We start from the raw sequence: 19,648 nt of genomic DNA, 5'->3' as shown, positions 1-19,648 counted from the left end.
AAGGGCGAACGTTAGGTATCCACTCATGCTGACCATCCTCGGCTTCGCCATGATCGCGACCTTCCTGGTCCTGATCATGCTGAAGAAGATGTCGCCGATCGCGGCGCTCGTGCTGATCCCGGCACTGTTCTGTGTCTTCGTCGGTAAGGGAGCCAAGCTAGGCGACTACGTCATCGACGGCGTCACCAGCCTCGCGCCCACCGCGGCGATGCTCATGTTCGCGATCGTCTACTTCGGTGTGATGATCGACGTCGGCCTCTTCGACCCGATCGTTCGGGGAATCCTCAAGTTCTGCAAGGCCGACCCGCTGCGGATCGTCGTCGGTACGGCCGTCCTCGCCGCGATCGTGTCGCTCGACGGCGACGGCTCGACCACTTTCATGATCACCGTCTCGGCGATGTACCCGCTGTACAAGCGCCTGAAGATGAGCCTGGTCGTGATGACCGGTGTCGCCGCCATGGCCAACGGCGTGATGAACACCCTGCCGTGGGGCGGCCCGACCGCCCGCGCCGCCACCGCGCTGAAGCTCGACGCGAGCGACATCTTCGTCCCGATGATCCCCGCGCTCGCCATGGGCCTGCTCTTCGTCTTCGCTCTCGCCTACGTCCTCGGGCGCCGCGAGCGCAAGCGGCTCGGCGTGCTGACGCTGGACGAGGTGCTGGTCGAGGAGAAGGAGACCGAGACGGTCCTCGTGGGCTCCGGCTCCGGTTCCGGGTCAGGCAAGGGCGTCAAGCGCACCGGCGGTTCCGGCTCCGGAACCGACGTGGACCTCCCGGAGGACAAGGACAAGGACGAGGACGAGGACGAGGGCCTCCAGGGCCTCGACCCCAACCGACCCACCCTGCGCCCCAAGCTGTACTGGTTCAACGCGCTGCTCACGGTGGCCCTGCTCACCGCCATGATCATGGAGTGGCTGCCGATCCCGGTGCTGTTCCTGCTCGGTGCCGCGCTCGCACTCACCGTCAACTTCCCGCACATGCCCGACCAGAAGGCCCGCCTCGGCGCGCACGCCGAGAACGTCCTCAACGTCTCCGGCATGGTCTTCGCCGCCGCCGTCTTCACCGGCGTCCTGCAGGGCACGGGCATGGTCAACAGCATGGCCAAGTGGCTGGTGGACAACATCCCGGACGGCATGGGCCCGCACATGGCCTTCGTCACCGGCATCCTGAGCATCCCGCTCACGTACTTCATGTCCAACGACGGCTTCTACTTCGGCATCCTCCCGGTGCTCGCCGAGGCCGGCCAGGCCCACGGCGTCTCCTCCCTGGAGATCGCCCGCGCCTCGCTCATCGGCCAGCCGCTGCACATGTCGAGCCCGCTCGTCCCGGCCGTGTACGTCCTGGTCGGCATGGCCAAGGTGGAGTTCGGCGACCACACCAGGTTCGTGGTCAAGTGGGCCGCCCTCACATCACTCGTGGTCCTCGGGGCAGGGATCCTCTTCGGCATCATCTGAGCGAACGGACACGCGAATCCGGTTTCGGCACACGGGAATTCAGGAGGATCCGCACATGGGGCCTGGTAGGAACCGCGGCTGGCTGCTCCGCCTCGTCATCGCCTTCGGCTTCACGCAGGGGGCGGTGTCGATGGCCCGGCCCGCCGTCTCCTACCGGGCCCTCGCGCTGGGTGCCGACGAGCGGGCGGTCGGCGTCATCGCGGGCGTGTACGCGCTGTTGCCGCTCTTCGCCGCGGTACCGCTGGGCCGCCGCACCGACCACGGCCGCTGCGCACCCCTGCTGCCGGTCGGCGTGGTGCTGATAGCGGGCGGCTGCGCGCTGAGCGGACTCGCGGGCTCCCTCTGGGCGATGGCGATGTGGAGCGGAGTGATGGGCCTCGGCCACCTCTGCTTCGTGATCGGCGCCCAGTCGCTCGTCGCCCGCCAGTCCGCCCCGCACGAACAGGACCGCAACTTCGGTCACTTCACCATCGGCATCTCGCTCGGCCAGCTGGTCGGCCCGATCGCGGCGGGCGCGCTGATCGGCGGCCCGGACATGGCGGGCACCAGCGCGCTGGCCCTCGTGGTGGCGGGTGCGGGAGCCGCGGTCGCGTTCACCTCGCTGTGGCGCATCGAGGACCGTACGGCCGTCAAGTCCCGTACCGCACAAGGCGATCACGTCCCGGTCGGCAGCATCCTGCGCGCCCCGGGTGTACCGGCGGGCATGCTCATCAGCCTCTCCGTGCTGTCCGCCACCGACATCCTCACCGCCTATCTGCCGGTGGTCGGCGAACACCGGGGCATCGCGCCGTCGGTGATCGGTGTGCTGCTCAGCCTGCGCGCGGGCGCCACCATCGCCTGCCGCCTCGTGCTCACCCCGCTGCTCCGGCTGCTCGGCCGGCCGCTGCTGCTGACCGTGACCTGCCTGCTGGCGGCCCTGCTGTGCGCCGGGATCGCGCTGCCGATGCCGGTGTGGGCGCTGGGCGTGGTGCTGGCCGCCCTCGGGTTCTGCCTCGGGGTCGGCCAGCCGCTGTCCATGACGACCGTCGTCCAGGCGGCCCCGGACGGTGCCCGTTCCACCGCCCTCGCCCTGCGCCTGACCGGCAACCGTCTCGGCCAGGTCGCCGCACCGGCCGCCGCGGGCCTGGTCGCGGGGGTCGCGGGCGTGGCGGCACCCTTCGTGATGCTCGGGGCCCTGCTGTTGTTCTCCGCGGGCAGCGCCCTGCGCGCGCCGGCCGCTCCGGGCGGCGGTCAGGTGGCGGGGGGTGCTCCGGGCGGGCGCCCGGCCGGAACTCCATTGCGCCGGTCGAGGGACATCTGACGGCGAGTCGGGTGGTGCTGCCGCAACACGCCGGGCGGATGTGAAAGAGAGTCAGGTGAAAGAGCGATTTGTATGAAAATCGTCTGACTCGGAGGAACGTCCATGCGCACCTTGATGCCCCCGTCCGCCGGCGCCCGTCTCGGCGCCGCGGCCTTCACCGTACTCACCGCGGCCGGGGCCTCCTGGTCCGCGACGTCGGCCGCTGTGGCCGCCCCCGGCGACGGTGCCGACATCAGGATCCACACTGAGCGGGTGCCCTACGGGGTCTCGAAGGACGACCCCGTGGTCTGCAAGTTCTACCTCGACGCCGCGAACTTCGGCGACCTGACGACCGTCTCGTACACCATCACGGCGCAGCCCCCGCTGCCCACCGCGGCCACCGTGAGCGGCACGATCTCCCTCGCCGGCGGTGCCGGGCACACCGACATTCTGGGGCTGGCCGACGGCAAGTACACGCTCCAGTGGATCGTTCCGCCGACCACGCCGCCCACGCCGCCCGTCCCGCCCAAGGAAAAGATCTTCACCGTCGACTGTCACGGCAGGCACGACCGGGGGCAGGCGGGCCCGGCCCACACGATCGAGGACCACGGACCGAAGGGTGGCGTCCACGCCGGCGGTGGCGGGCTCGTCGACACCGTGCAGGCGTACACCCCGCTGAGCGCCGCCGCGGGCGTCGGGCTGGTGGCCGTCGGCGGAACCGTGTACGTCCGGACGCTGCTGCGCCGCCGCTCGCACGGTGCCGAGTAGGCGCAGACGCAGGCCCTGGCACCGGACCCGCGCCTACCGCCTCACCAGGACGGCCATGATCGTGGCCGTCCTGGTGACGGTCTTCCGGTGCGGGGGGCATCACCACCACCCGGCCGAGCCCGTCCGGGCCGGGAGTCCGGCAGCCGCCGACGCGCCTGCCGAGGCACCTGCCGACCCGGCCCCGGGCCCTGCCGACGGGCGCCCCCGGGCCTCCGAGCCGGCGGCGCCCGCCACACCTGCCGCACCTGTCGAACCAGCCACGCCGCCCCAGCCGCTGCCCCGGTCGCCGGCGACCACCCTGCGCGTACCGTCCCTGGGCGTCGACGCGCCGGTCATCGGGGTGCGGGTCGGTTCCGACCGGCAGCTCGAGACCCCGCCGCTCGACAGGCCCAAGCTCGTCGGCTGGTATCAGGACGGGCCCTCACCCGGCGAGACCGGCACGGCCATCGCCGTCGGCCACCGCGACACGAGGACCGGCGCCGCGGTCTTCGCCGCCCTCGCCCAGGTGCACCCCGGCGGCCGGATCGAGGTCCGGCGCGCCGACGGCCGCACCGCCGTCTACACCGTGGACCGCGTACGGATCTTCGACAAGGACCGCTTCCCCGACAAGGAGGTGTACGGCCCGAGCACACGCCCCGAGCTGCGGGTACTCACCTGCGGCGGCCTGTTCACCCGCAGGGCCGGCTACTCCAGCAACGTCGTCGTGTTCGCCCATCTGACGGCGACCCGCTGACCCGGACCGAGCGCCCGCGACGGCCGCGGATCCCGGCCCGGCGCGCGCTGAATCGTCGCGTCCGCTTTCTCGCTGGGCGGAACGAAGGGCCCGATTCCGTCCGGTGTCTTCCCCCAAGCGCGTACGGTCCGTTAACTTCCGTGACTCACAGCCCGTGCGACCCGTGCGGGCCGTTCGACCGCGGAGCATCAGGACTCGCTCAGTACGCCCCCGGGGGCAGTGCCATGACACGCGCCATCTCTCTGCACGATGTGAGCAAGACCTATACGCGAGGCGTTCGCGTGGTGGACCGGCTGTCGCTGGACATCCGCCCCGGCGAGTTCCTCGTGCTGCTCGGGCCGTCCGGCTGCGGCAAGTCCACCGTACTCAGAATGATCGCCGGGCTGGAGGAGATCACGGAGGGCCGGCTGCTGCTGGACGGCGAGCACTCCAACGACCTGCTCCCGTCCGAACGGAACATGGCCATGGTGTTCCAGAACTTCGCCCTGTACCCGAACATGACGAGCCGCGGCAACATCGGCTTCCCGCTGCGCGTCGAGAACCCCGGCGAGGACCCGCGCCCACGCGTCGACGCCACCGCCCGCATGCTCGGCATCGAGGACCTCCTCGACCGCTTCCCCAGCCAGCTCTCCGGCGGCGAACGCCAGCGCGTCGCCATGGGCCGCGCCATCGCCCGCCATCCCTCCGCCTTCCTGATGGACGAGCCGCTGTCCAACCTCGACGCCAAGCTCAGAAACCACCTGCGGGCCGAAATCTCCAAGCTCACCCGGGAGTTGGGCGTCACCACGGTCTACGTCACCCACGACCAGGCCGAGGCCATGTCGCTCGGCGACCGGGTCGCCGTACTGCGCGGCGGGGTGCTCCAGCAGCTGGACGCTCCGCGCATGGTGTACGCCCTGCCCCGCAACGTCTTCGTCGCCGCCTTCATCGGCACCCCGCGCATCAACCTGCTGCGCGGCCTGGTCCGCGCCCCGCTCGACGGCGCGATGACCATCAGCCTCGGCAAGCAGTATCTGCGGCTGCCCGAACCGCTGTCCCTGGACCACCAGTTGCTGCGCGTGCAGCAGGGCCGCGAGGTGATCGTCGGGCTGCGCTCGGAGGCCGTACGGATCGCCAAGCACTCCTCCGCCCGGCCCGGCGAGGTGCCGCTCACCGGACTGGTGGAGCACGTGGAGTTCCAGGGCCACGAGGTCCTCGTGCACTTCAACACCGGCTCGCAGCCGGCCGTCGTACCGGACCTGGAGGCCCCGCGCCCCGCCGTCCGGCCCTCCCGGCGGCGCCGGGAGGGCGCCCCGACCGTCCTGGAGCGGCTGCGGGACCGTGCGGGAGCGCTCCGCGCGGGGCCGGTGGTGGTCATGGACGACCCGTCGGACGACCGCTCCGCCGAACCCGCGTCCAGCGAGGCCCGCCTCCCGGGAGACCTGGTGGTGCGCACCACCCCCGACATCGAACTCCGCCATGGCATGCAGGTGCCCCTGCTCGTCGACATTGCCCACCTGTTCGTCTTCGACCAGCACGGTGAGCGGATCTGTCCGGCTCCGGCGCGGTTGCCGGATTTGGAGGAGTAACGGGCGCTCCGAGGGGGTGCGGGCACTCCGCGGGGTGCCGGGATGGGTTGTTGGGCGTCTGCGCGTGTGTTGTGGCTGGTCGCGCAGTTCCCCGCGCCCCTTCTAGGGCGGTGCATGATCTGGCGGCTGAAAACTAACGGCGCTAGTTTGTGTGCCTGTCGGTAGGTTGTGACGCGGACGACGCACCCGCCCCGGAGGAGCACCATGAAGGCACACGACGGCCTGTATATCGACGGCGCCTGGCGGCCCGCCGCAGGTCAGGACGTGATCGAGGTCGTGAACCCCGTCGACGAGCAGGTGATCGGCAGGGTCCCGGCAGGGACGGCCGTGGACGTCGATGTCGCCGTACGGGCCGCCCGCGCCGCCTTTCCGGCCTGGGCCGCCACCTCGCCCGCCGAGCGGGCCGCCCGGCTGGCCGCGCTCCGGGACGTGCTGGTGGCGCGCAAGGACGAGATCGCCGAGACGGTCACCGCCGAGCTCGGCTCGCCCCTGCAGTTCTCGCAGAACGTCCACGCCGCCGTGCCGATCGCCGTCGCGGGCTCGTACGCCGAGCTGGCGGCGACGTACGCCTTCGAGGAGAAGGCCGGCAACTCCACCGTCTACCTGGAGCCGGTCGGCGTGGTCGGCGCGATCACGCCCTGGAACTACCCCCTGCACCAGATCGTCGCCAAGGTCGCTCCGGCGCTCGCGGCGGGCTGCACGGTGGTCCTGAAGCCCGCCGAGGACACCCCGCTCACCGCCCAGCTCTTCGCCGAGGCGGTCCACGAGGCGGGCGTCCCCGCAGGCGTCTTCAACCTGGTCACCGGCCTCGGCCCGGTCGCGGGCCAGGCCCTCGCCGAGCACCCGGGCGTCGACCTGGTCTCGTTCACCGGCTCCACGGCGGTCGGCCGGCAGATCGGCGCGACGGCGGGTGCGCAGGTGAAGAAGGTGGCCCTGGAGCTGGGCGGCAAGTCCGCCAACGTCATCCTGCCGAGCGCCGACCTCGCCAAGGCGGTCAATGTGGGCGTCGCCAACGTCATGTCCAACTCCGGGCAGACGTGCAGCGCGTGGACGCGCATGCTCGTACACCGGGACCAGTACGAGGAGGCGGTCGGGCTGGCCGCCACCGCCGCCGCCAAGTACGGCGACCGCATCGGCCCGGTGGTGAACGCCAAGCAGCGGGCCAGGGTGCTGAGTTACATCGACAAGGGTCTGGCCGAGGGCGCGCGGCTGGTGGCCGGCGGCACCGAATCCCCGCGCGAGCAGGGCTACTTCATCGCCCCGACGGTCTTCGCCGACGTCACCCCCGAGATGACGATCGCCCAGGAGGAGATCTTCGGCCCGGTCCTCTCCATCCTCCGCTACGAGGACGAGGACGACGCCCTGCGCATCGCCAACGGCACGGTCTACGGCCTCGCGGGCGCCGTCTGGGCGGGCGGCGAGACCGAGGCTGTCGCCTTCGCGCGCCGCCTCGAGACGGGCCAGGTCGACATCAACGGCGGCCGCTTCAACCCCCTTGCCCCCTTCGGCGGTTACAAGCAGTCGGGCGTCGGCCGTGAACTCGGCACGCACGGCCTGTCCGAGTACCTCCAGACCAAGTCCCTGCAGTTCTGAGGAGCGTTCCCGTGATTCGCGCAGCCGTACTGCCCGAGGTGGGCGCCCCGCTGGAGATCACCGGCATCGACCTCCCGGACCCCGGCCCCGGCCAGGTCCGGGTCCGTCTCGCCGCCGCCGGGGTTTGCCACTCCGACCTGTCCCTGTCCAACGGCACCATGCGGGTGCCGGTCCCCGCCGTCCTCGGCCACGAGGGCGCCGGCACGGTCGTCGCCGTCGGCGAGGGTGTCACGCATGTCGCGCCCGGCGCCGAGGTCGTCCTCAACTGGGCGCCGTCCTGCGGCAGTTGCCACGCCTGCACACTCGGCGAGGTGTGGCTGTGCGCCAACGCGCTGAACGGGGCGGCGGACGTGTACGCCCACCGCTCCTCCGACGGCTCCGACCTCCACCCCGGCCTGAACGTCGCCGCGTTCGCCGAGGAGACGGTGGTGTCCGCGGGCTGTGTCCTGCCCTTGCCCGACGGGATCCCCCTCACGGACGCGGCCCTCCTGGGCTGCGCGGTCCTCACCGGCTACGGCGCCGTCCACCACTCGGCGCAGGTCCGGCCGGGCGAGACGGTGGCGGTGTACGGGGTCGGGGGAGTGGGCCTGGCGGCGCTCCAGGCGGCCCGGATCGCGGGCGCCGCACGCATCGTCGCCGTCGATGTCTCCCCGGAGAAGGAGGAGCTGGCGCGCGGCGCAGGCGCCACGGACTACGTCATCGCGTCCGAGACGACGGCCCGCGAGATCCGCGGACTGACGGACAAGCAAGGCGTGGACGTGGCGATCGAATGCGTGGGCCGCGCGTCGACGATCCGCACGGCCTGGGACTCCACCCGCCGCGGCGGCCGCACGACGGTGGTCGGCATCGGCGGCAAGGACCAGCAGGTCACCTTCAACGCGCTCGAGATCTTCCACTGGGGCAGGACCCTGGCGGGGTGCGTGTACGGCAACTCGGACCCGGCGAAGGACCTCCCGGTGCTGGCCGAGCACGTACGCGCGGGCCGCCTGGACCTGGGCGCACTGGTGACGGAACGGATCGGCCTGGAGGGGATCCCGGCGGCATTCGAGAACATGCTGGCAGGCAAGGGCGGACGGGCTCTTGTGGTCTTCTAGCCTGTCCGGGGTTGTCGTTTTCAGCCCGTCCGGAGGGTTGCGGTTTTTTAGCCCGTCCGGCGTTTGAGGACGAGGCCGTTCAGGCCGATCGGGGGTCTGGGGGCGGAGCCCCCAGATGCTCCGTACAACCATCGTGCACACCCGTTGACCCCATACCGTCCGGTCAGTATGTTCCCGGGAACGTCCCCACCGCACCCACCGGAGTGTGCACGCATGGACATGGCCCCCTCCGCTCAATCCGCTCCCACGACCGCCCTCCCCACGGTCAACCGCCGCCGAGTCGCCACCGCGGCGGCGCTCGCCTCGGCCGTCGAGTGGTACGACTACTTCGTCTTCGGCATAGCCGCCGCCCTCGTCCTCGGCGACCTGTACTTCCCGGCGGGCAGCCCCACCGCCGGAGTCCTCGCCGCCTTCGCCACTTTCGCCGTAGGCTTCCTGGCCCGCCCGCTCGGCGGCATCGTCGCCGGCCACCTCGGCGACAAACGGGGCCGCAAGCCGATGCTCGTCCTGGCCCTGACCCTCATGGGAGTGGCAACCACCGGCATCGGCCTGCTCCCCACCTACGACACGATCGGCGTCGCCGCCCCGATCCTGCTGGTCCTGCTCCGCGTCGTGCAGGGTGTCGCGGTCGGCGCGCAGTGGGGCGGCGCGATGCTGCTGGCCACGGAGTACGCCCCCGAGGGCAAGCGCGGCGTCTACGGCAGCGTCGTCCAACTCGGCGTCCCCATCGGCGTGGTGACCGCCAACACGGTCTTCCTGCTCGCCGGAGCGTTCACCACCGACTCCACGTTCGCGGCCTGGGGCTGGCGACTGCCGTTCCTGGTGGGCCTGTTCGTGCTCGCGCTCGCCTGGTACATCCACCGGCACGTCGAGGAAACCCCTGAATTCCGCCAGGCCGAAAGGGAGTTGGCGGACAAGGAGAAGGCGGAACAGAACTCGCCCCTGCGGACGATCTTCCGCAACCACCTGGGCACGGTCCTGCTCGCCGGCGGCTCCTTCGCCGTGAATACCGCGACCTTCTACATCCTCATCACCGGTGTCCTCGACTACACGACCCGTGACCTCGGCATGAAGCGCGACGCGGTGCTCACCGTCTCCCTCTGTGTCAGCCTCACCCAGCTCGTCCTGATCCCGGCCGCCGCCGCCCTCTCCGACCGCATCGGCCGCATCCGGATCTACGCGTTCGGCGCGGCCGGCATCGCCCTGTGGGCCGTACCGATGTTCCTGCTGATCGACACGGGCTCACTGCTGTGGCTGGCCGTCGGCACATTCGTCGCCGGCTGTTTCCTCAGCATCATGTACGGCCCCCAGGCCGCCCTGTTCGCCGAGCTGTTCACGCCCGAGATGCGCTACACCGGCGCCTCCCTCGGCTACCAGATCGCGGCCGTGCTCGGCGGCGGCCTCGCGCCCTTCGTGATGGTGCTGCTGCTGGAGGCGACGGGCACCTCGATGGCGGTGTCCGCCTACATCATCGCCCTGTCCGTGATCGCCCTGCTGTCCATCAAGGTCCTTGCCGGCAGGGTGCGTTCAAGCTGATTCCGAGGCGCCCTCGGGCTGCGGCTCCGGACTGCTCTCCGAAGCCGCAGCCCGCACGGCTACCGCCTTCTGGGGCCGGGATCGCGAAACCGCCACACCCGCCAGGCACAGCACACCGCCGCCCAGCGTGAGCAGCCCCGGCACCTCACCGAGCGCCAGCCACGACATCAGCACGACCAGCGCGGGCACCGCGTACGTGGTCGCCCCCATGCGGCCGGCGGTCGTACGAGCCAGGGCGTAGGCCCAGGTGGTGAAGGCGAGGGCGGTCGGAAACACCCCCAGGTAAACCATGTTGAGCGTCGCCGACACCGGCGCATCGGCTGCCTCGCTCACCAACTGCCCGGCGAACGGCAGACACCCCACCGCCCCGACGAGACACCCGAACGTCGTCACCTGCAGCGCACTGGCCTGCGCCAGAGCAGGCTTCTGCGCGACGACTCCACCCGCGTAACCGACCGCGGCAAGCAGACACAACACCACGCCGAGCACGGAGGAACCGCCCCCGCCCGACATCGACAGGCCCACGGCCACCGCACCCGCGAACGACACCGCCATCCCTGCCAGCAGCCGCGGCGGCATCGGATCCCCGAGCAGCCGCGCACCGAGCACAGCGATGAGGATGGGCCCGATGTTCACCACCAGCGCGGCCGTACCGGCGTCGACCTGCTGCTCCCCCCAGTTCAGGACGACCATGTAGAAGCCGAACCAGAGCACCCCGGATATCCCGATCCCCCGCCAGGCGGCCCGCGGCGGCAATCCCTCACGCCGTACCAGGCAGATCACGCCCAGCGCCAAGGCCCCGGCCGACAACCGCCCGAGCGCCAGCGCCCCTGGCGAGTACGCGTCTCCCGCGCTACGGATCGAAACAAAGGCGGAGGCCCACAAGACGACGGTGACAGCGGCGGCACCGGGGGCGAGCAGGTTGGTATGACGGAAGTTCATCATGCTCCAGAGGCTAGGAGGGGAGAGGGCACAGGGCTCGCGGATTTCGGACGGGGCACTGCAGCGGCTTTCAGGGGCGCGGGGAACTGCGCGACAAGCCACGACGCACCTGCAGACGCAAACTGTCCTTCGTTCAACGGAGCGCCCCTGCATCGATATCAAGCAGCTCCTGCAACGCCCGCTCCCCCGACGGAGTCACCTTCACAGCCCGCTCGGACCCAATCCGCACACACCACCCCGAGTCCAGCGCATGCCGACAAAGCGCTGCCCCCGCAACCCCTGCCAGATGCGGCCGCCGCTCAGTCCAGTCAAGGCATGCACGGGCCAACGGCCGCCGCCCCCTGCGGTCGAGGGAGAGACCGATGGCGTCGAACCACCGAACCCCCGCATCCGTCAGTGCAAACCCCGTGTCCTGCCGCAACAGCCCGCGCAGCGACAACGCATCGGTGACCGCAATCCCGAGCCGCCCCGCCAGATGGTCGTAACACGTACGCCCCCGCGCCATCGCCGCCCCGGCACTCGACTCCCGAAGCCCCCGCGGCCGTACGGCGTCCCCCGGCCCCACCTGCGCGGCCAGATCCTCCACCAGCTGCGCAACCCGCGCATCGGCGAGACGCACGTACCGATGCCGGCCCTGCCGTTCCTCGGTCAGCAGTCCGCCCGCGACGAGCTTGCCCAGATGCTCGCTCAGCGTCGACGCGGCTACCCCCGCATGCCGCGCCAGCTCACTCGCGGTCCACGCCCGCCCGTCGAGCAGCGCCAGCAGACACGTGGCCCGCGTCTCGTCGGCGATCAGCCCGGCGAGCCGGGCCAGCTGCGGTGCCTGGGGTTCCCTGGTGGTCATGCACCCCAGCATGGGACACGGACACTTCGGCGCCCGCCGAACTGTCGCTACACGGCCCGCTTCACCTGCTCGTACTGCTGCACCAGCCCGTCCAGCAGCGCCGTGAGCCCCGTCTCGAAGGCCCGCTCGTCGATCTTCTCCTGCTGCTCGGCGAGCAGGTGGGCCTGGCCGAGATGCGGATAGTCGGCGGGGTCGTACGCGCTCTCGTCGTCCACGAAGCCCCCGGCGAAGGAGCCGAGCGCGGAGCCCATGATGAAGTACCGCATCAGCGCGCCGATGGAGGTGGCCTGCGCCGGCGGCCAGCCCGCGTGGACCATCGCGCCGTAGACGGCGTCCGCGAGGCGCAGTCCGGCGGGACGGCGCCCGGGGCCCTGGGCGAGCACCGGGACGATGTTGGGGTGGTCGCGCAGTGCGGCCCGGTAGGAGGCGGCCCAGTCGTGCAGCGCGGTCCGCCACTCCCGGCCGTCCTCGAACATCGACAGGTCGACCTGTGCGCTCACCGAGTCGGCGACCGCCTCCAGGATCTCGTCCTTGGTGCGGAAGTGGTTGTAGAGCGAGGGCCCGCTCACCCCCAGCTCCGCGGCGAGCCGACGCGTGGAGACGGCCGCGAGGCCCTCCGCGTCCACCAGCGCGCGTGCCGTCTCGACGATGCGGTCGGTGCTGAGCAGGGGCTTGCGCGGTCGGGCCATGGCGCACATAGTAGGGCTGCGCGACCGAAACTAGCAGTGCTAATTTAAATGTGTAGGATTGTGCAGGATCTCGAGTGGGGTGACCGGTCATGAATCTGGAGCTCAGCGACGAGCAGGAAGCCGTCCGGCGACTCGCCAAGGACTTCGTGGACCGCGAGATCGCCCCGAACGTCATCGCCTGGGACCGCGCGGAGGACGTCGACCGGTCGATCGTGAAGAAGCTCGGCGAGATCGGCTTCCTCGGTCTGACCGTCGACGAGGAGTACGGCGGCTCGGGCGGCGACCACCTCGCGTACTGCCTGGTCACGGAGGAGCTCGGGCGCGGCGACTCCTCCGTGCGCGGCATCGTGTCCGTGTCGCTCGGGCTGGTCGCCAAGACGATCGCCGCCCGGGGGAGCGAGGACCAGAAGCGGCAGTGGCTGCCCGGGCTCACCTCCGGCGAGTACGTCGGCTGCTTCGGTCTCACCGAGCCGGGCACCGGCTCCGACGCCGGGAACCTCACCACGCGCGCGGTGCGCGACGGCGAGCACTACGTCATCAACGGCACCAAGATGTTCATCACGAACGGCACTTGGGCCGATGTGGTGCTGCTGTTCGCCCGCTCCACCGACGCCCCCGGCCACAAGGGCGTCTCCGCCTTCCTGGTCCCGGCCGACACCCCCGGTCTGACCCGCCGCACTATCCACGGCAAGCTCGGCCTGCGCGGCCAGGCGACCGCCGAGCTGGTCCTTCAGGACGTACGCGTGCCCGCCTCGGCGATGCTGGGGGAGGAGGGCAAGGGCTTCTCGGTCGCCATGGCGGCCCTGGCCAAGGGGCGGATGTCGGTCGCGGCGGGCTGCGTGGGCATAGCCCAGGCCGCGCTGGACGCGGCGGTGCAGTACGCAGGCGAGCGCGAGCAGTTCGGCAAGCCCATCGCGCAGCACCAGCTGGTGCAGGAGCTGATCAGCGACATCGCCGTCGACGTGGACGCGGCCCGGCTGCTGACCTGGCGGGTCGCCGACCTGATCGACCGCGGGCAGCCCTTTGCGGTCGAGTCCTCCAAGGCCAAGCTCTTCGCCTCGGAGGCCGCCGTCCGCGCCGCCAACAACGCCCTCCAGGTCTTCGGCGGCTACGGCTACATCGACGAGTACCCGGCGGGCAAGCTGCTGCGCGACGCCCGCGTGATGACCCTCTACGAGGGCACCAGCCAGATCCAGAAACTGCTCATCGGGCGTGCGCTGACGGGCGTTTCGGCGTTCTGAGTACCTGAGCTGAGTATCTCGGCGGATGTGGCGCGGGCCACGTCCGGCGACCCTTGATCGCATGAGTGACACACCGGTCAAGCAGCAGAGCACGGCCGCCTTCTACGGCCAGGCCGTCGCTTCCTTCGCCCTCGCCATGATCGCCACGGCCGTCGGGATCTTCCGGCTGGACGCCAACGCCTGGGTGCGCGGCTTCCTCGCCATCGCCGTCCTGTACCTGGTCACCTCCGCCTTCACGCTGGCCAAGGTGATCCGCGACCGGCAGGAGGCCGGGCAGATCGTCAGTCGTGTGGACCAGGCGAGGCTGGAGAAGCTGCTCGCCGAGCACGACCCCTTCGAGAAGCTCTGACCCGCTCCGCAAGCGCTGAGCGGGCACTCTAAGCGCTCGCTCACCTTCGGCTGTATGGTGGGGGTTCTGTCGGAGAGAGGGGCTGGCGAGCGATGAGTACGGCGGAGGAGACGGCGGGTGGCGAGGCGTCCGCGTGGGGCGAGGTCACGCCCGACGCGGCCCGACGGCTGCTGATCGCCGCGGTGGAGGCCTTCGCCGAGCGCGGGTACCACGCCACGACGACCCGTGACATCGCGGGCCGCGCGGGCATGAGCCCCGCAGCGCTCTACATCCACTACAAGACCAAGGAAGAGCTGCTCCACCGCATCAGCCGGATCGGCCACGAGAAGGCCCTCGAGATCCTCCGGACGGCGGCCCGGCGCGAGGGCACCGCCACCGAGCGGCTCGCCGACGCGGTGAGCTCCTTCGTCCGCTGGCACGCGGGGGGACGGACGACCGCCCGGGTCGTGCAGTACGAGCTGGACTCGCTCGGTCCGGACGCCCGTGAGGAGATCCTCGCGCTGCGCCGTCAGTGCGACGCCGAGGTGCGGGGCATCATCGAGGACGGCGTGGCGGCCGGCGAGTTCGACGTGCTGGACGTGAAGGGCACGACCCTCGCCGTCATGTCGCTCTGTATCGACGTCGCCCGCTGGTTCAACGTCGAGGGGCCCTGGACGCCCGACGAGATCGGCGCGCTCGACGCCGACCTCGTGCTGCGGATGGTGGGGGTCAAGTAGCCGCCGGGCTGCTCAGACGTAGAAGCGGGCCACCGACTCGGCCACGCAGACCGGCTTGCCCCCGCCCTCGCGCTCCACGGTGTAGGCGACGGCCAGCTGGACACCGCCCGGGACGTCCTCGACGCTGCTGATCCTCGCGGTGGCGCGCAGGCGTGAGCCGACCGGCACGGGGGAGGGGAAACGGACCTTGTTGGTGCCGTAGTTGACGCCCATCTTCACGCCCTCGACGGTGATCAGCTGAGGGCCGAAGAGCGGCAGCAGCGACAGGGTGAGATAGCCGTGCGCGATCGTCGTCCCGAAGGGCCCCGCCGCGGCCTTCTCCGGGTCGACGTGGATCCACTGGTGGTCGCCGGTGGCCTCCGCGAAGAGATCGATCCGCTTCTGGTCGATCTCCAGCCAGTCGGTGTACCCCAGCTGCTCGCCCACCGCCGCCTTGAGCTCGTCGGTGGACGTGAAGATCCTCGGCTCTGCCATGTCCCGGCCTCCCATGCCTCGCAACGTCTAAGCAACTGCTTAGCATGGTCGCCCGCGAAACCAATGTCAACGGACAACGGCCGGGTACGGATGGGTAGGGTTCGAGGAGTGCCCCAGATTCCAGAGAAGATCCACGAGCTCACGGTCGGCCAGCTCGCCGCGCGCAGCGGCGCCGCCGTCTCCGCCCTGCACTTCTACGAGTCCAAGGGCCTGATCAGCAGCCGACGGACCACGGGCAACCAACGCCGCTACCACCGTGACACGCTGCGCCGGGTCGCCTTCGTACGGGCCGCACAGCGCGTCGGCATCCCCCTGGCCACGATCCGCGAGGCGCTCGCCGAACTCCCCGAGGAACGCACCCCCACCCGGGAGGACTGGGCCCGCCTCTCCGAGGCCTGGCGCTCCGAACTCGACGAACGCATCAGCCAGCTCAACCGCCTCCGCGACCACCTCACCGACTGCATCGGCTGCGGCTGCCTCTCCCTCGACGGCTGCGTCCTGTCCAACCCGGACGACGTGTTCGGAGAGAGGCGGACGGGGTCGAGGCTGATGGTGGAGCGAAAGGTCAGCCGCAACGGGAAGCTGGCATAGCGCGTCTGGCAGCCGAGCCGGCATAGCCCGTCGGGCAGTCGTGCCGGCGTATCGCGTCGGGCAGTCGTGCCGGCGTAGCCGGTTGGGCAGCCAAGTTGGCGTAACCGGTTGGGCAGCCGAGCCGGCTTATCCCGTCGGGCAGCCGTGCCCGCGTAGCCTGCGGGCACTCGTGCCGACGTAGCTGCGGGCAGTCGTGCCGCTAGGGGCGGCACGGGTGGGCGCAGCGGCACCCCGCAAGCGCGGGCAAGCGAACCCCCCGCCCGCCACCAGTACCGGCTCACGGGTCACCCCCCCCGCTCACTCGTACTCCGTCCCACCCTTCCGCGTCAGATACGCCCCACTCACCGCCTTGGCGATCGCCCGCCCCCCGGTCACCGAGCTGTACCGCTCGACCGCAGGCCGGATCACCACCCCCTCCCGCAGATGCAGCCCCCGCCCCGACACGGTCTCCCACCCGCTCGCAACCTCCAGCACCCGCCCGATGTCGTACGCCCCCTCGAACAGCCGCGGCACCAACGGCAGCTCCCCGTCCAGCAGTTCGGCCGCATCCAGCCACCGCACCGTGCCGTCGATCTCCGCGGAGACGTCGAACACGGCGTACCCCAGGGTGTCGCGGCGCCCGTCCGCGCCGTACGTCAGGTCCTGGACCCCCGCGCCGTACACCTCGCCGAAGATGCCGACCCGGCGCGCCCCCAGCCGCTCGGCGAGCCGGGCGGCGACCTCGGCGACGCCGTGACCGTGCATCGCCCGCCAGTACAGATTGCGCGGATCCTCCTTCAGGGCGAGGGACTTGGCGCCGAAGCCCTTGGAGGAGACGTGTACGCGGCCCTCGTCGGCGAGGTACGTCAGCAGACAGGCCGAGCCGTGCAGTTTCTCGGTCAGGACCACAGCCTCGCCCGGTGTGAAGATGTCCGGAAACCGCTGGATGTTCTCGATGTCGACCCAGGGCAGCAGATCGGGTGCGGACTCGACGTCGCCGTCCATCGTGGGCGGGATCGGCGGCACCCACTTGGTGATGCCGAGCCGCTCCGCGAAGTCCGTCCCGTCGAGGGCGGCCCGCGCCAGGTCGACGTCCGCCAGCGCCTTCGGCCGGCACACGATGCCCTGCGACAGCTCGCCGCGCAGCCGCACCGCCTTCACCCGGTCCGAGTTGCTCCCCGCCAGCCGCCCGGTCAGCCCCAGCTCCTCGATCAGCCCGGCCGGCAGCACGGACTGCTCGGGGATGTACACGGCGGCGTCGCCGGTGCGGTACGCGCCCTTGGCGACGACGGCCCGGTACAGGCCCACCTGGGCCAGTTCGAGCGCATCGGCGTTCGGATGCTCGTGGACGGTCAGCACTTCGGCGGTGACGCGGAGCGTCGACATGGGGACTCCTCGGTTCCTGGGGTCGCTCAGTTCGGTTTCATCGCCTCCCAACTGTCCGGACGGGAAAGGGGTGGAGCGAGCGGATTAGCGGCTGGTAGCGTCGGGATCTTCGGCCGGCCGAGACGCCGTGCACGGAGTCCTGACGGGATCAAGTCCCTTGTCCTCACCTGCTCTTGACGCTGCCCTCGCGGACATCGACACGGTCTTCAACGGTTTCGCCAGCCCTGACGAGACCGGCTGCGGCTACTGCCACGCGCCCGAGGAGACCGAGTATCTGCGCACGCCGCAGGTGCCGATACCCGTGGACGTGGTGCGGTACTACCTCTTCGAGGTCCCCGACCACTTCGACGACCACCCGGCCGCCATGCGGCGCCTGCTGCCGCAGGCCGCCCGGGCGATGGCCGACGGCTCCCTGGGCTCGATCGGTTACGGAGCCCACGGACTGACCCGGGTGGACTGGCGCTCCTGGCCCACCGAGCAGGCCGCCGCGATCGAGGCGTTCCTGAACGCCTGGTGGCAGGACGCCCTCACCACACCCGAGCCGCCCTACGGCATCGACGACACCTTCGACACCTGCGCCACGATCGCCAGAACCGTGACCCCGTTCCTGGACGGCTGGGACCGCAGCCCGGTCGCCGACGCGCACCTGGCCCACTGCACCGATGTCTGGCTCTACGACCTGCTGTCCGACGCCTGCCCGTTCTCCTGGTGGGACGACGACAGCGTGGACGCCGGCCTCGCGGACCTGCGCACCTGGCTGGCCGGCCCCGGCGCCGCCCGCCTCCGTGCCCAGGGCGAGCCCGACCTGGCGATCCGCGCCGAACTCCTCGCCCTGCCCTACGACGAGCGCTGGGCGCACCCGTACTGGGACAGCGCTTCGGCGACCAACTGAGCGTTGGACAAGGCCCGTTCCCCGTCCGGGAGGAGCAGCGTGTCCTCCAGGCCCATTCGGGTCGCGAGCCCGAGCCGCCCCGCCAGCCGCAGCACCGGCCACGCGCCGCCGTCCGCGCCGTGCAGCAGCACGGGGCGGACGGGCGCCGGGCCCAGGTCGGCCAGCAGCGCACGCGCGGTCGCCTCCGCCGTGTCCACCGAGGTGTCCGTCACCTCGGCGAGCACGCGGAGCACTCTCGGGCCGAGCGGTGAGGCCGCGAACCGTATCGCCGCGTCCGTCCCGGACCAGATGCCGGCCTCGACGCCCACACCGAGGTCGAGCAGCGCGCCGGCGATGTCTTCCGCGCCCTGCTCATGCCAGTTGACCGAGGCGTGGTCGGGGAGATCGGGCAGTGCGGCCCAGCTCCGTATGCGGGCGAGCCGGGCCGCCGGATCCGGTTCCGCCCAGGCGCCCGTGGTCACACCGACGGGAACCGGCACCCGCGCCCGTATCGCCTCGAGCACCGGCCCGATCACGCGGGGCGACAACGAGTCGTGCCCGCAAGGTGTCTTGGGGTGGACATGGATGTCCGTGGCCCCGGCCGCCACGGCTCGCGCCGCGGACTCGGCCATCGCTTCCGGAGTCAGCGGCACCATCGCACCGTCGGCGGACCCTCGCGGTCCGTTGAGACACACCTGCACCATGCCTCAAGCCTGCCAGCCACCACTGACAATGGCCTCACCGGCGAACAGCCCATGGACAAGTGCGCATGGACAAGTTCTTTGAAACAGGGGGTGCGGCATCCCCGGCGCACCCCCGCTGTACTAGGCCGACACCAGCAGCCTTCCGCGCCTTGCGTCCGCCAGGGCCTCGGGCTTGAGCACGGGCCGTGGCACGAGAATTCCGCAGTGAGTGCAGACCGGACCCGCAGAGGGTTCGTGGTCCAGGTCGTACTTCCAGATCAGGCGCTCCGCGCCGCACACCGGGCAACCGGAGCCCGGCTCGCGCTCCAGGCCGGAGATCAGCCGGCGCAGTACCTCGGCCAGCGATTCACGGGGGTGCACCCGCGGGTCGTCGCACCAGGCGACACCGAAACCGCCCCAGGTCAGCCGGTGCCAGTCGTCCACAGTGCCCGGCCGGCGCAGCCCGTCGTGCTTTTCCTTCCTGCGCCGCTCGGCGAACTCGACCTCGTAGGCCAGCCAGACCGAACGCGCTTCTTCCAACTCCTCCAGTGCGGCCACGAGCCGCGCTGGGTCGGGGGAGCGGTCCTCGGGACCGAACCCTGCCCGGGAGCACAAATGGTCCCAGGTCGCCCTGTGCCCGTAAGGAGCAAACCTCTCAAGGCACTTGCGCAGTGAGTAGCGCCGCAGTGCCAGATCGCACCGCGGATCGCGGACCTGTCTCGCCAGACTCCGGAAACCGGCCATCGCCCTGCACCTCCGTCACACCTGCACCTGTACTTCGGTCACTTCGGCGTCGTCGTACGGACGTCGCCGAATAGACGTATCGACAAGCGATTCGGCTCCATCCGATTTCCGATGA

The 19,648-nt window shown here is 70.9% G+C and carries 20 protein-coding genes; 13 read left to right on the top strand and 7 right to left on the bottom strand.

All coding sequences use genetic code 11. The annotated features are described in order from the left end of the window. The first annotated feature begins 25 nt into the window (after positions 1-25). From ACFY10_RS37080 to ACFY10_RS37045, 8 genes are all read left to right on the top strand, one after another. Positions 26-1,453 carry a CitMHS family transporter gene (locus ACFY10_RS37080; protein ID WP_390669671.1) on the top strand — a complete coding sequence of 476 codons (1,428 nt, stop codon included), beginning with the start codon at positions 26-28 and terminating at the stop codon, positions 1,451-1,453. Positions 1,454-1,508: 55 nt separating this feature from the next. Continuing rightward, entirely contained in the window at positions 1,509-2,753 is a 1,245-nt protein-coding gene (locus tag ACFY10_RS37075; RefSeq protein WP_390669670.1) for an MFS transporter, read from the top strand. 102 nt (positions 2,754-2,855) lie between these two features. Further along, positions 2,856-3,500 (top strand): hypothetical protein, encoded by a 645-nt coding sequence (locus ACFY10_RS37070; protein ID WP_390669669.1) that lies wholly within the window; start codon positions 2,856-2,858, stop codon positions 3,498-3,500. Between the two features lie 55 nt (positions 3,501-3,555). After that, on the top strand, positions 3,556-4,233 hold the full coding sequence (locus ACFY10_RS37065) for a class F sortase (RefSeq protein ID WP_390669668.1): 678 nt from the start codon (positions 3,556-3,558) through the stop codon (positions 4,231-4,233). A gap of 224 nt (positions 4,234-4,457) precedes the next feature. Beyond that, positions 4,458-5,801 carry an ABC transporter ATP-binding protein gene (locus ACFY10_RS37060; protein ID WP_390669667.1) on the top strand — a complete coding sequence of 448 codons (1,344 nt, stop codon included), beginning with the start codon at positions 4,458-4,460 and terminating at the stop codon, positions 5,799-5,801. A gap of 204 nt (positions 5,802-6,005) precedes the next feature. Continuing rightward, positions 6,006-7,394: an aldehyde dehydrogenase family protein gene (locus ACFY10_RS37055; RefSeq protein ID WP_390669666.1), complete on the top strand. Its 1,389-nt coding sequence runs from the start codon at positions 6,006-6,008 to the stop codon at positions 7,392-7,394. 11 nt (positions 7,395-7,405) lie between these two features. Next, positions 7,406-8,488, top strand: coding sequence for a Zn-dependent alcohol dehydrogenase (locus tag ACFY10_RS37050; protein WP_390669665.1), 1,083 nt, complete (start codon positions 7,406-7,408; stop codon positions 8,486-8,488). A 213-nt stretch (positions 8,489-8,701) separates the two neighbouring features. Then, positions 8,702-10,024, top strand: coding sequence for an MFS transporter (locus ACFY10_RS37045; RefSeq protein ID WP_390669664.1), 1,323 nt, complete (start codon positions 8,702-8,704; stop codon positions 10,022-10,024). On the opposite strand, the gene ACFY10_RS37040 is transcribed toward ACFY10_RS37045, so the two are convergent. From ACFY10_RS37040 to ACFY10_RS37030, 3 genes are all read right to left on the bottom strand, one after another. Further along, the gene (locus tag ACFY10_RS37040) at positions 10,016-10,966 is read right to left on the bottom strand and encodes a DMT family transporter (RefSeq protein WP_390669777.1); all 951 of its coding nucleotides are present in this window, start codon (positions 10,964-10,966) and stop codon (positions 10,016-10,018) included. The genes ACFY10_RS37045 and ACFY10_RS37040 overlap by 9 nt on opposite strands. 133 nt (positions 10,967-11,099) lie before the next feature. Continuing rightward, entirely contained in the window at positions 11,100-11,822 is a 723-nt protein-coding gene (locus ACFY10_RS37035; RefSeq protein WP_390669663.1) for an ArsR/SmtB family transcription factor, read from the bottom strand. Positions 11,823-11,857: 35 nt separating this feature from the next. Next, positions 11,858-12,499 carry a TetR/AcrR family transcriptional regulator gene (locus tag ACFY10_RS37030; protein WP_390669662.1) on the bottom strand — a complete coding sequence of 214 codons (642 nt, stop codon included), beginning with the start codon at positions 12,497-12,499 and terminating at the stop codon, positions 11,858-11,860. Positions 12,500-12,588: 89 nt separating this feature from the next. On the opposite strand from ACFY10_RS37030, the gene ACFY10_RS37025 reads away from it, so the two are divergent. The 3 genes from ACFY10_RS37025 to ACFY10_RS37015 all read left to right on the top strand — a co-directional run bounded on the left by ACFY10_RS37025 (position 12,589) and on the right by ACFY10_RS37015 (position 14,805). Further along, the gene (locus ACFY10_RS37025) at positions 12,589-13,740 is read left to right on the top strand and encodes an acyl-CoA dehydrogenase family protein (RefSeq protein WP_390669661.1); all 1,152 of its coding nucleotides are present in this window, start codon (positions 12,589-12,591) and stop codon (positions 13,738-13,740) included. Positions 13,741-13,801: 61 nt separating this feature from the next. Continuing rightward, entirely contained in the window at positions 13,802-14,089 is a 288-nt protein-coding gene (locus ACFY10_RS37020) for a YiaA/YiaB family inner membrane protein (RefSeq protein ID WP_123964134.1), read from the top strand. 92 nt (positions 14,090-14,181) lie between these two features. After that, the gene (locus ACFY10_RS37015) at positions 14,182-14,805 is read left to right on the top strand and encodes a TetR family transcriptional regulator (protein WP_390669660.1); all 624 of its coding nucleotides are present in this window, start codon (positions 14,182-14,184) and stop codon (positions 14,803-14,805) included. 12 nt (positions 14,806-14,817) lie between these two features. Here the strand turns inward: ACFY10_RS37015 and ACFY10_RS37010 are convergent, their stop codons facing one another. Then, the gene (locus ACFY10_RS37010) at positions 14,818-15,279 is read right to left on the bottom strand and encodes a MaoC family dehydratase (RefSeq protein WP_390669659.1); all 462 of its coding nucleotides are present in this window, start codon (positions 15,277-15,279) and stop codon (positions 14,818-14,820) included. Positions 15,280-15,387: 108 nt separating this feature from the next. On the opposite strand from ACFY10_RS37010, the gene soxR reads away from it, so the two are divergent. Continuing rightward, the gene (gene soxR, locus ACFY10_RS37005; protein WP_390669658.1) at positions 15,388-15,870 is read left to right on the top strand and encodes a redox-sensitive transcriptional activator SoxR; all 483 of its coding nucleotides are present in this window, start codon (positions 15,388-15,390) and stop codon (positions 15,868-15,870) included. 297 nt (positions 15,871-16,167) lie between these two features. Here soxR and ACFY10_RS37000 read toward each other — a convergent pair whose 3' ends face one another. Then, positions 16,168-17,235, bottom strand: coding sequence for an RNA ligase (ATP) (locus ACFY10_RS37000; protein WP_390669657.1), 1,068 nt, complete (start codon positions 17,233-17,235; stop codon positions 16,168-16,170). Positions 17,236-17,392: 157 nt separating this feature from the next. Here ACFY10_RS37000 and ACFY10_RS36995 point away from each other — a divergent pair, with 157 nt between their 5' ends. Further along, on the top strand, positions 17,393-18,127 hold the full coding sequence (locus ACFY10_RS36995; protein ID WP_390669656.1) for a hypothetical protein: 735 nt from the start codon (positions 17,393-17,395) through the stop codon (positions 18,125-18,127). Here the strand turns inward: ACFY10_RS36995 and ACFY10_RS36990 are convergent. After that, positions 18,073-18,810, bottom strand: coding sequence for a 3-keto-5-aminohexanoate cleavage protein (locus ACFY10_RS36990; RefSeq protein WP_390669655.1), 738 nt, complete (start codon positions 18,808-18,810; stop codon positions 18,073-18,075). The two genes, ACFY10_RS36995 and ACFY10_RS36990, sit on opposite strands and share 55 nt — an antisense overlap. Positions 18,811-18,930: 120 nt before the next feature. Next, positions 18,931-19,533 (bottom strand): hypothetical protein, encoded by a 603-nt coding sequence (locus ACFY10_RS36985; RefSeq protein WP_390669654.1) that lies wholly within the window; start codon positions 19,531-19,533, stop codon positions 18,931-18,933. Positions 19,534-19,648 lie beyond the last annotated feature (115 nt).

It is taken from the genome of Streptomyces sp. NPDC001401 (genome assembly GCF_042895385.1).
Lineage (GTDB): Bacteria > Actinomycetota > Actinomycetes > Streptomycetales > Streptomycetaceae > Streptomyces.
The sequence above is the reverse complement of the archived record's forward strand: the minus strand, read 5'-3'. Positions and strand labels throughout refer to the sequence as shown.

What these genes read in the sequence shown, in the direction of transcription:
- ACFY10_RS37060 (WP_390669667.1), top strand. Translation starts at nt 4,458, where the DNA reads ATGACACGCGCCATCTCTCTGCACGATGTGAGCAAGACCTATACGCGA.
- ACFY10_RS37045 (WP_390669664.1), top strand. Translation starts at nt 8,702, where the DNA reads ATGGACATGGCCCCCTCCGCTCAATCCGCTCCCACGACCGCCCTCCCC.
- ACFY10_RS37055 (WP_390669666.1), top strand. Translation starts at nt 6,006, where the DNA reads ATGAAGGCACACGACGGCCTGTATATCGACGGCGCCTGGCGGCCCGCC.
- ACFY10_RS37080 (WP_390669671.1), top strand. Translation starts at nt 26, where the DNA reads ATGCTGACCATCCTCGGCTTCGCCATGATCGCGACCTTCCTGGTCCTG.
- ACFY10_RS36990 (WP_390669655.1), bottom strand. Translation starts at nt 18,810, where the DNA reads ATGGTGCAGGTGTGTCTCAACGGACCGCGAGGGTCCGCCGACGGTGCG.
- ACFY10_RS37010 (WP_390669659.1), bottom strand. Translation starts at nt 15,279, where the DNA reads ATGGCAGAGCCGAGGATCTTCACGTCCACCGACGAGCTCAAGGCGGCG.
- ACFY10_RS37025 (WP_390669661.1), top strand. Translation starts at nt 12,589, where the DNA reads ATGAATCTGGAGCTCAGCGACGAGCAGGAAGCCGTCCGGCGACTCGCC.
- ACFY10_RS36985 (WP_390669654.1), bottom strand. Translation starts at nt 19,533, where the DNA reads ATGGCCGGTTTCCGGAGTCTGGCGAGACAGGTCCGCGATCCGCGGTGC.
- ACFY10_RS37030 (WP_390669662.1), bottom strand. Translation starts at nt 12,499, where the DNA reads ATGGCCCGACCGCGCAAGCCCCTGCTCAGCACCGACCGCATCGTCGAG.
- ACFY10_RS37075 (WP_390669670.1), top strand. Translation starts at nt 1,509, where the DNA reads ATGGGGCCTGGTAGGAACCGCGGCTGGCTGCTCCGCCTCGTCATCGCC.
- ACFY10_RS37065 (WP_390669668.1), top strand. Translation starts at nt 3,556, where the DNA reads ATGATCGTGGCCGTCCTGGTGACGGTCTTCCGGTGCGGGGGGCATCAC.
- ACFY10_RS37040 (WP_390669777.1), bottom strand. Translation starts at nt 10,966, where the DNA reads ATGAACTTCCGTCATACCAACCTGCTCGCCCCCGGTGCCGCCGCTGTC.
- ACFY10_RS37000 (WP_390669657.1), bottom strand. Translation starts at nt 17,235, where the DNA reads ATGTCGACGCTCCGCGTCACCGCCGAAGTGCTGACCGTCCACGAGCAT.
- ACFY10_RS37020 (WP_123964134.1), top strand. Translation starts at nt 13,802, where the DNA reads ATGAGTGACACACCGGTCAAGCAGCAGAGCACGGCCGCCTTCTACGGC.
- ACFY10_RS37015 (WP_390669660.1), top strand. Translation starts at nt 14,182, where the DNA reads ATGAGTACGGCGGAGGAGACGGCGGGTGGCGAGGCGTCCGCGTGGGGC.
- ACFY10_RS37035 (WP_390669663.1), bottom strand. Translation starts at nt 11,822, where the DNA reads ATGCTGGGGTGCATGACCACCAGGGAACCCCAGGCACCGCAGCTGGCC.
- ACFY10_RS37070 (WP_390669669.1), top strand. Translation starts at nt 2,856, where the DNA reads ATGCGCACCTTGATGCCCCCGTCCGCCGGCGCCCGTCTCGGCGCCGCG.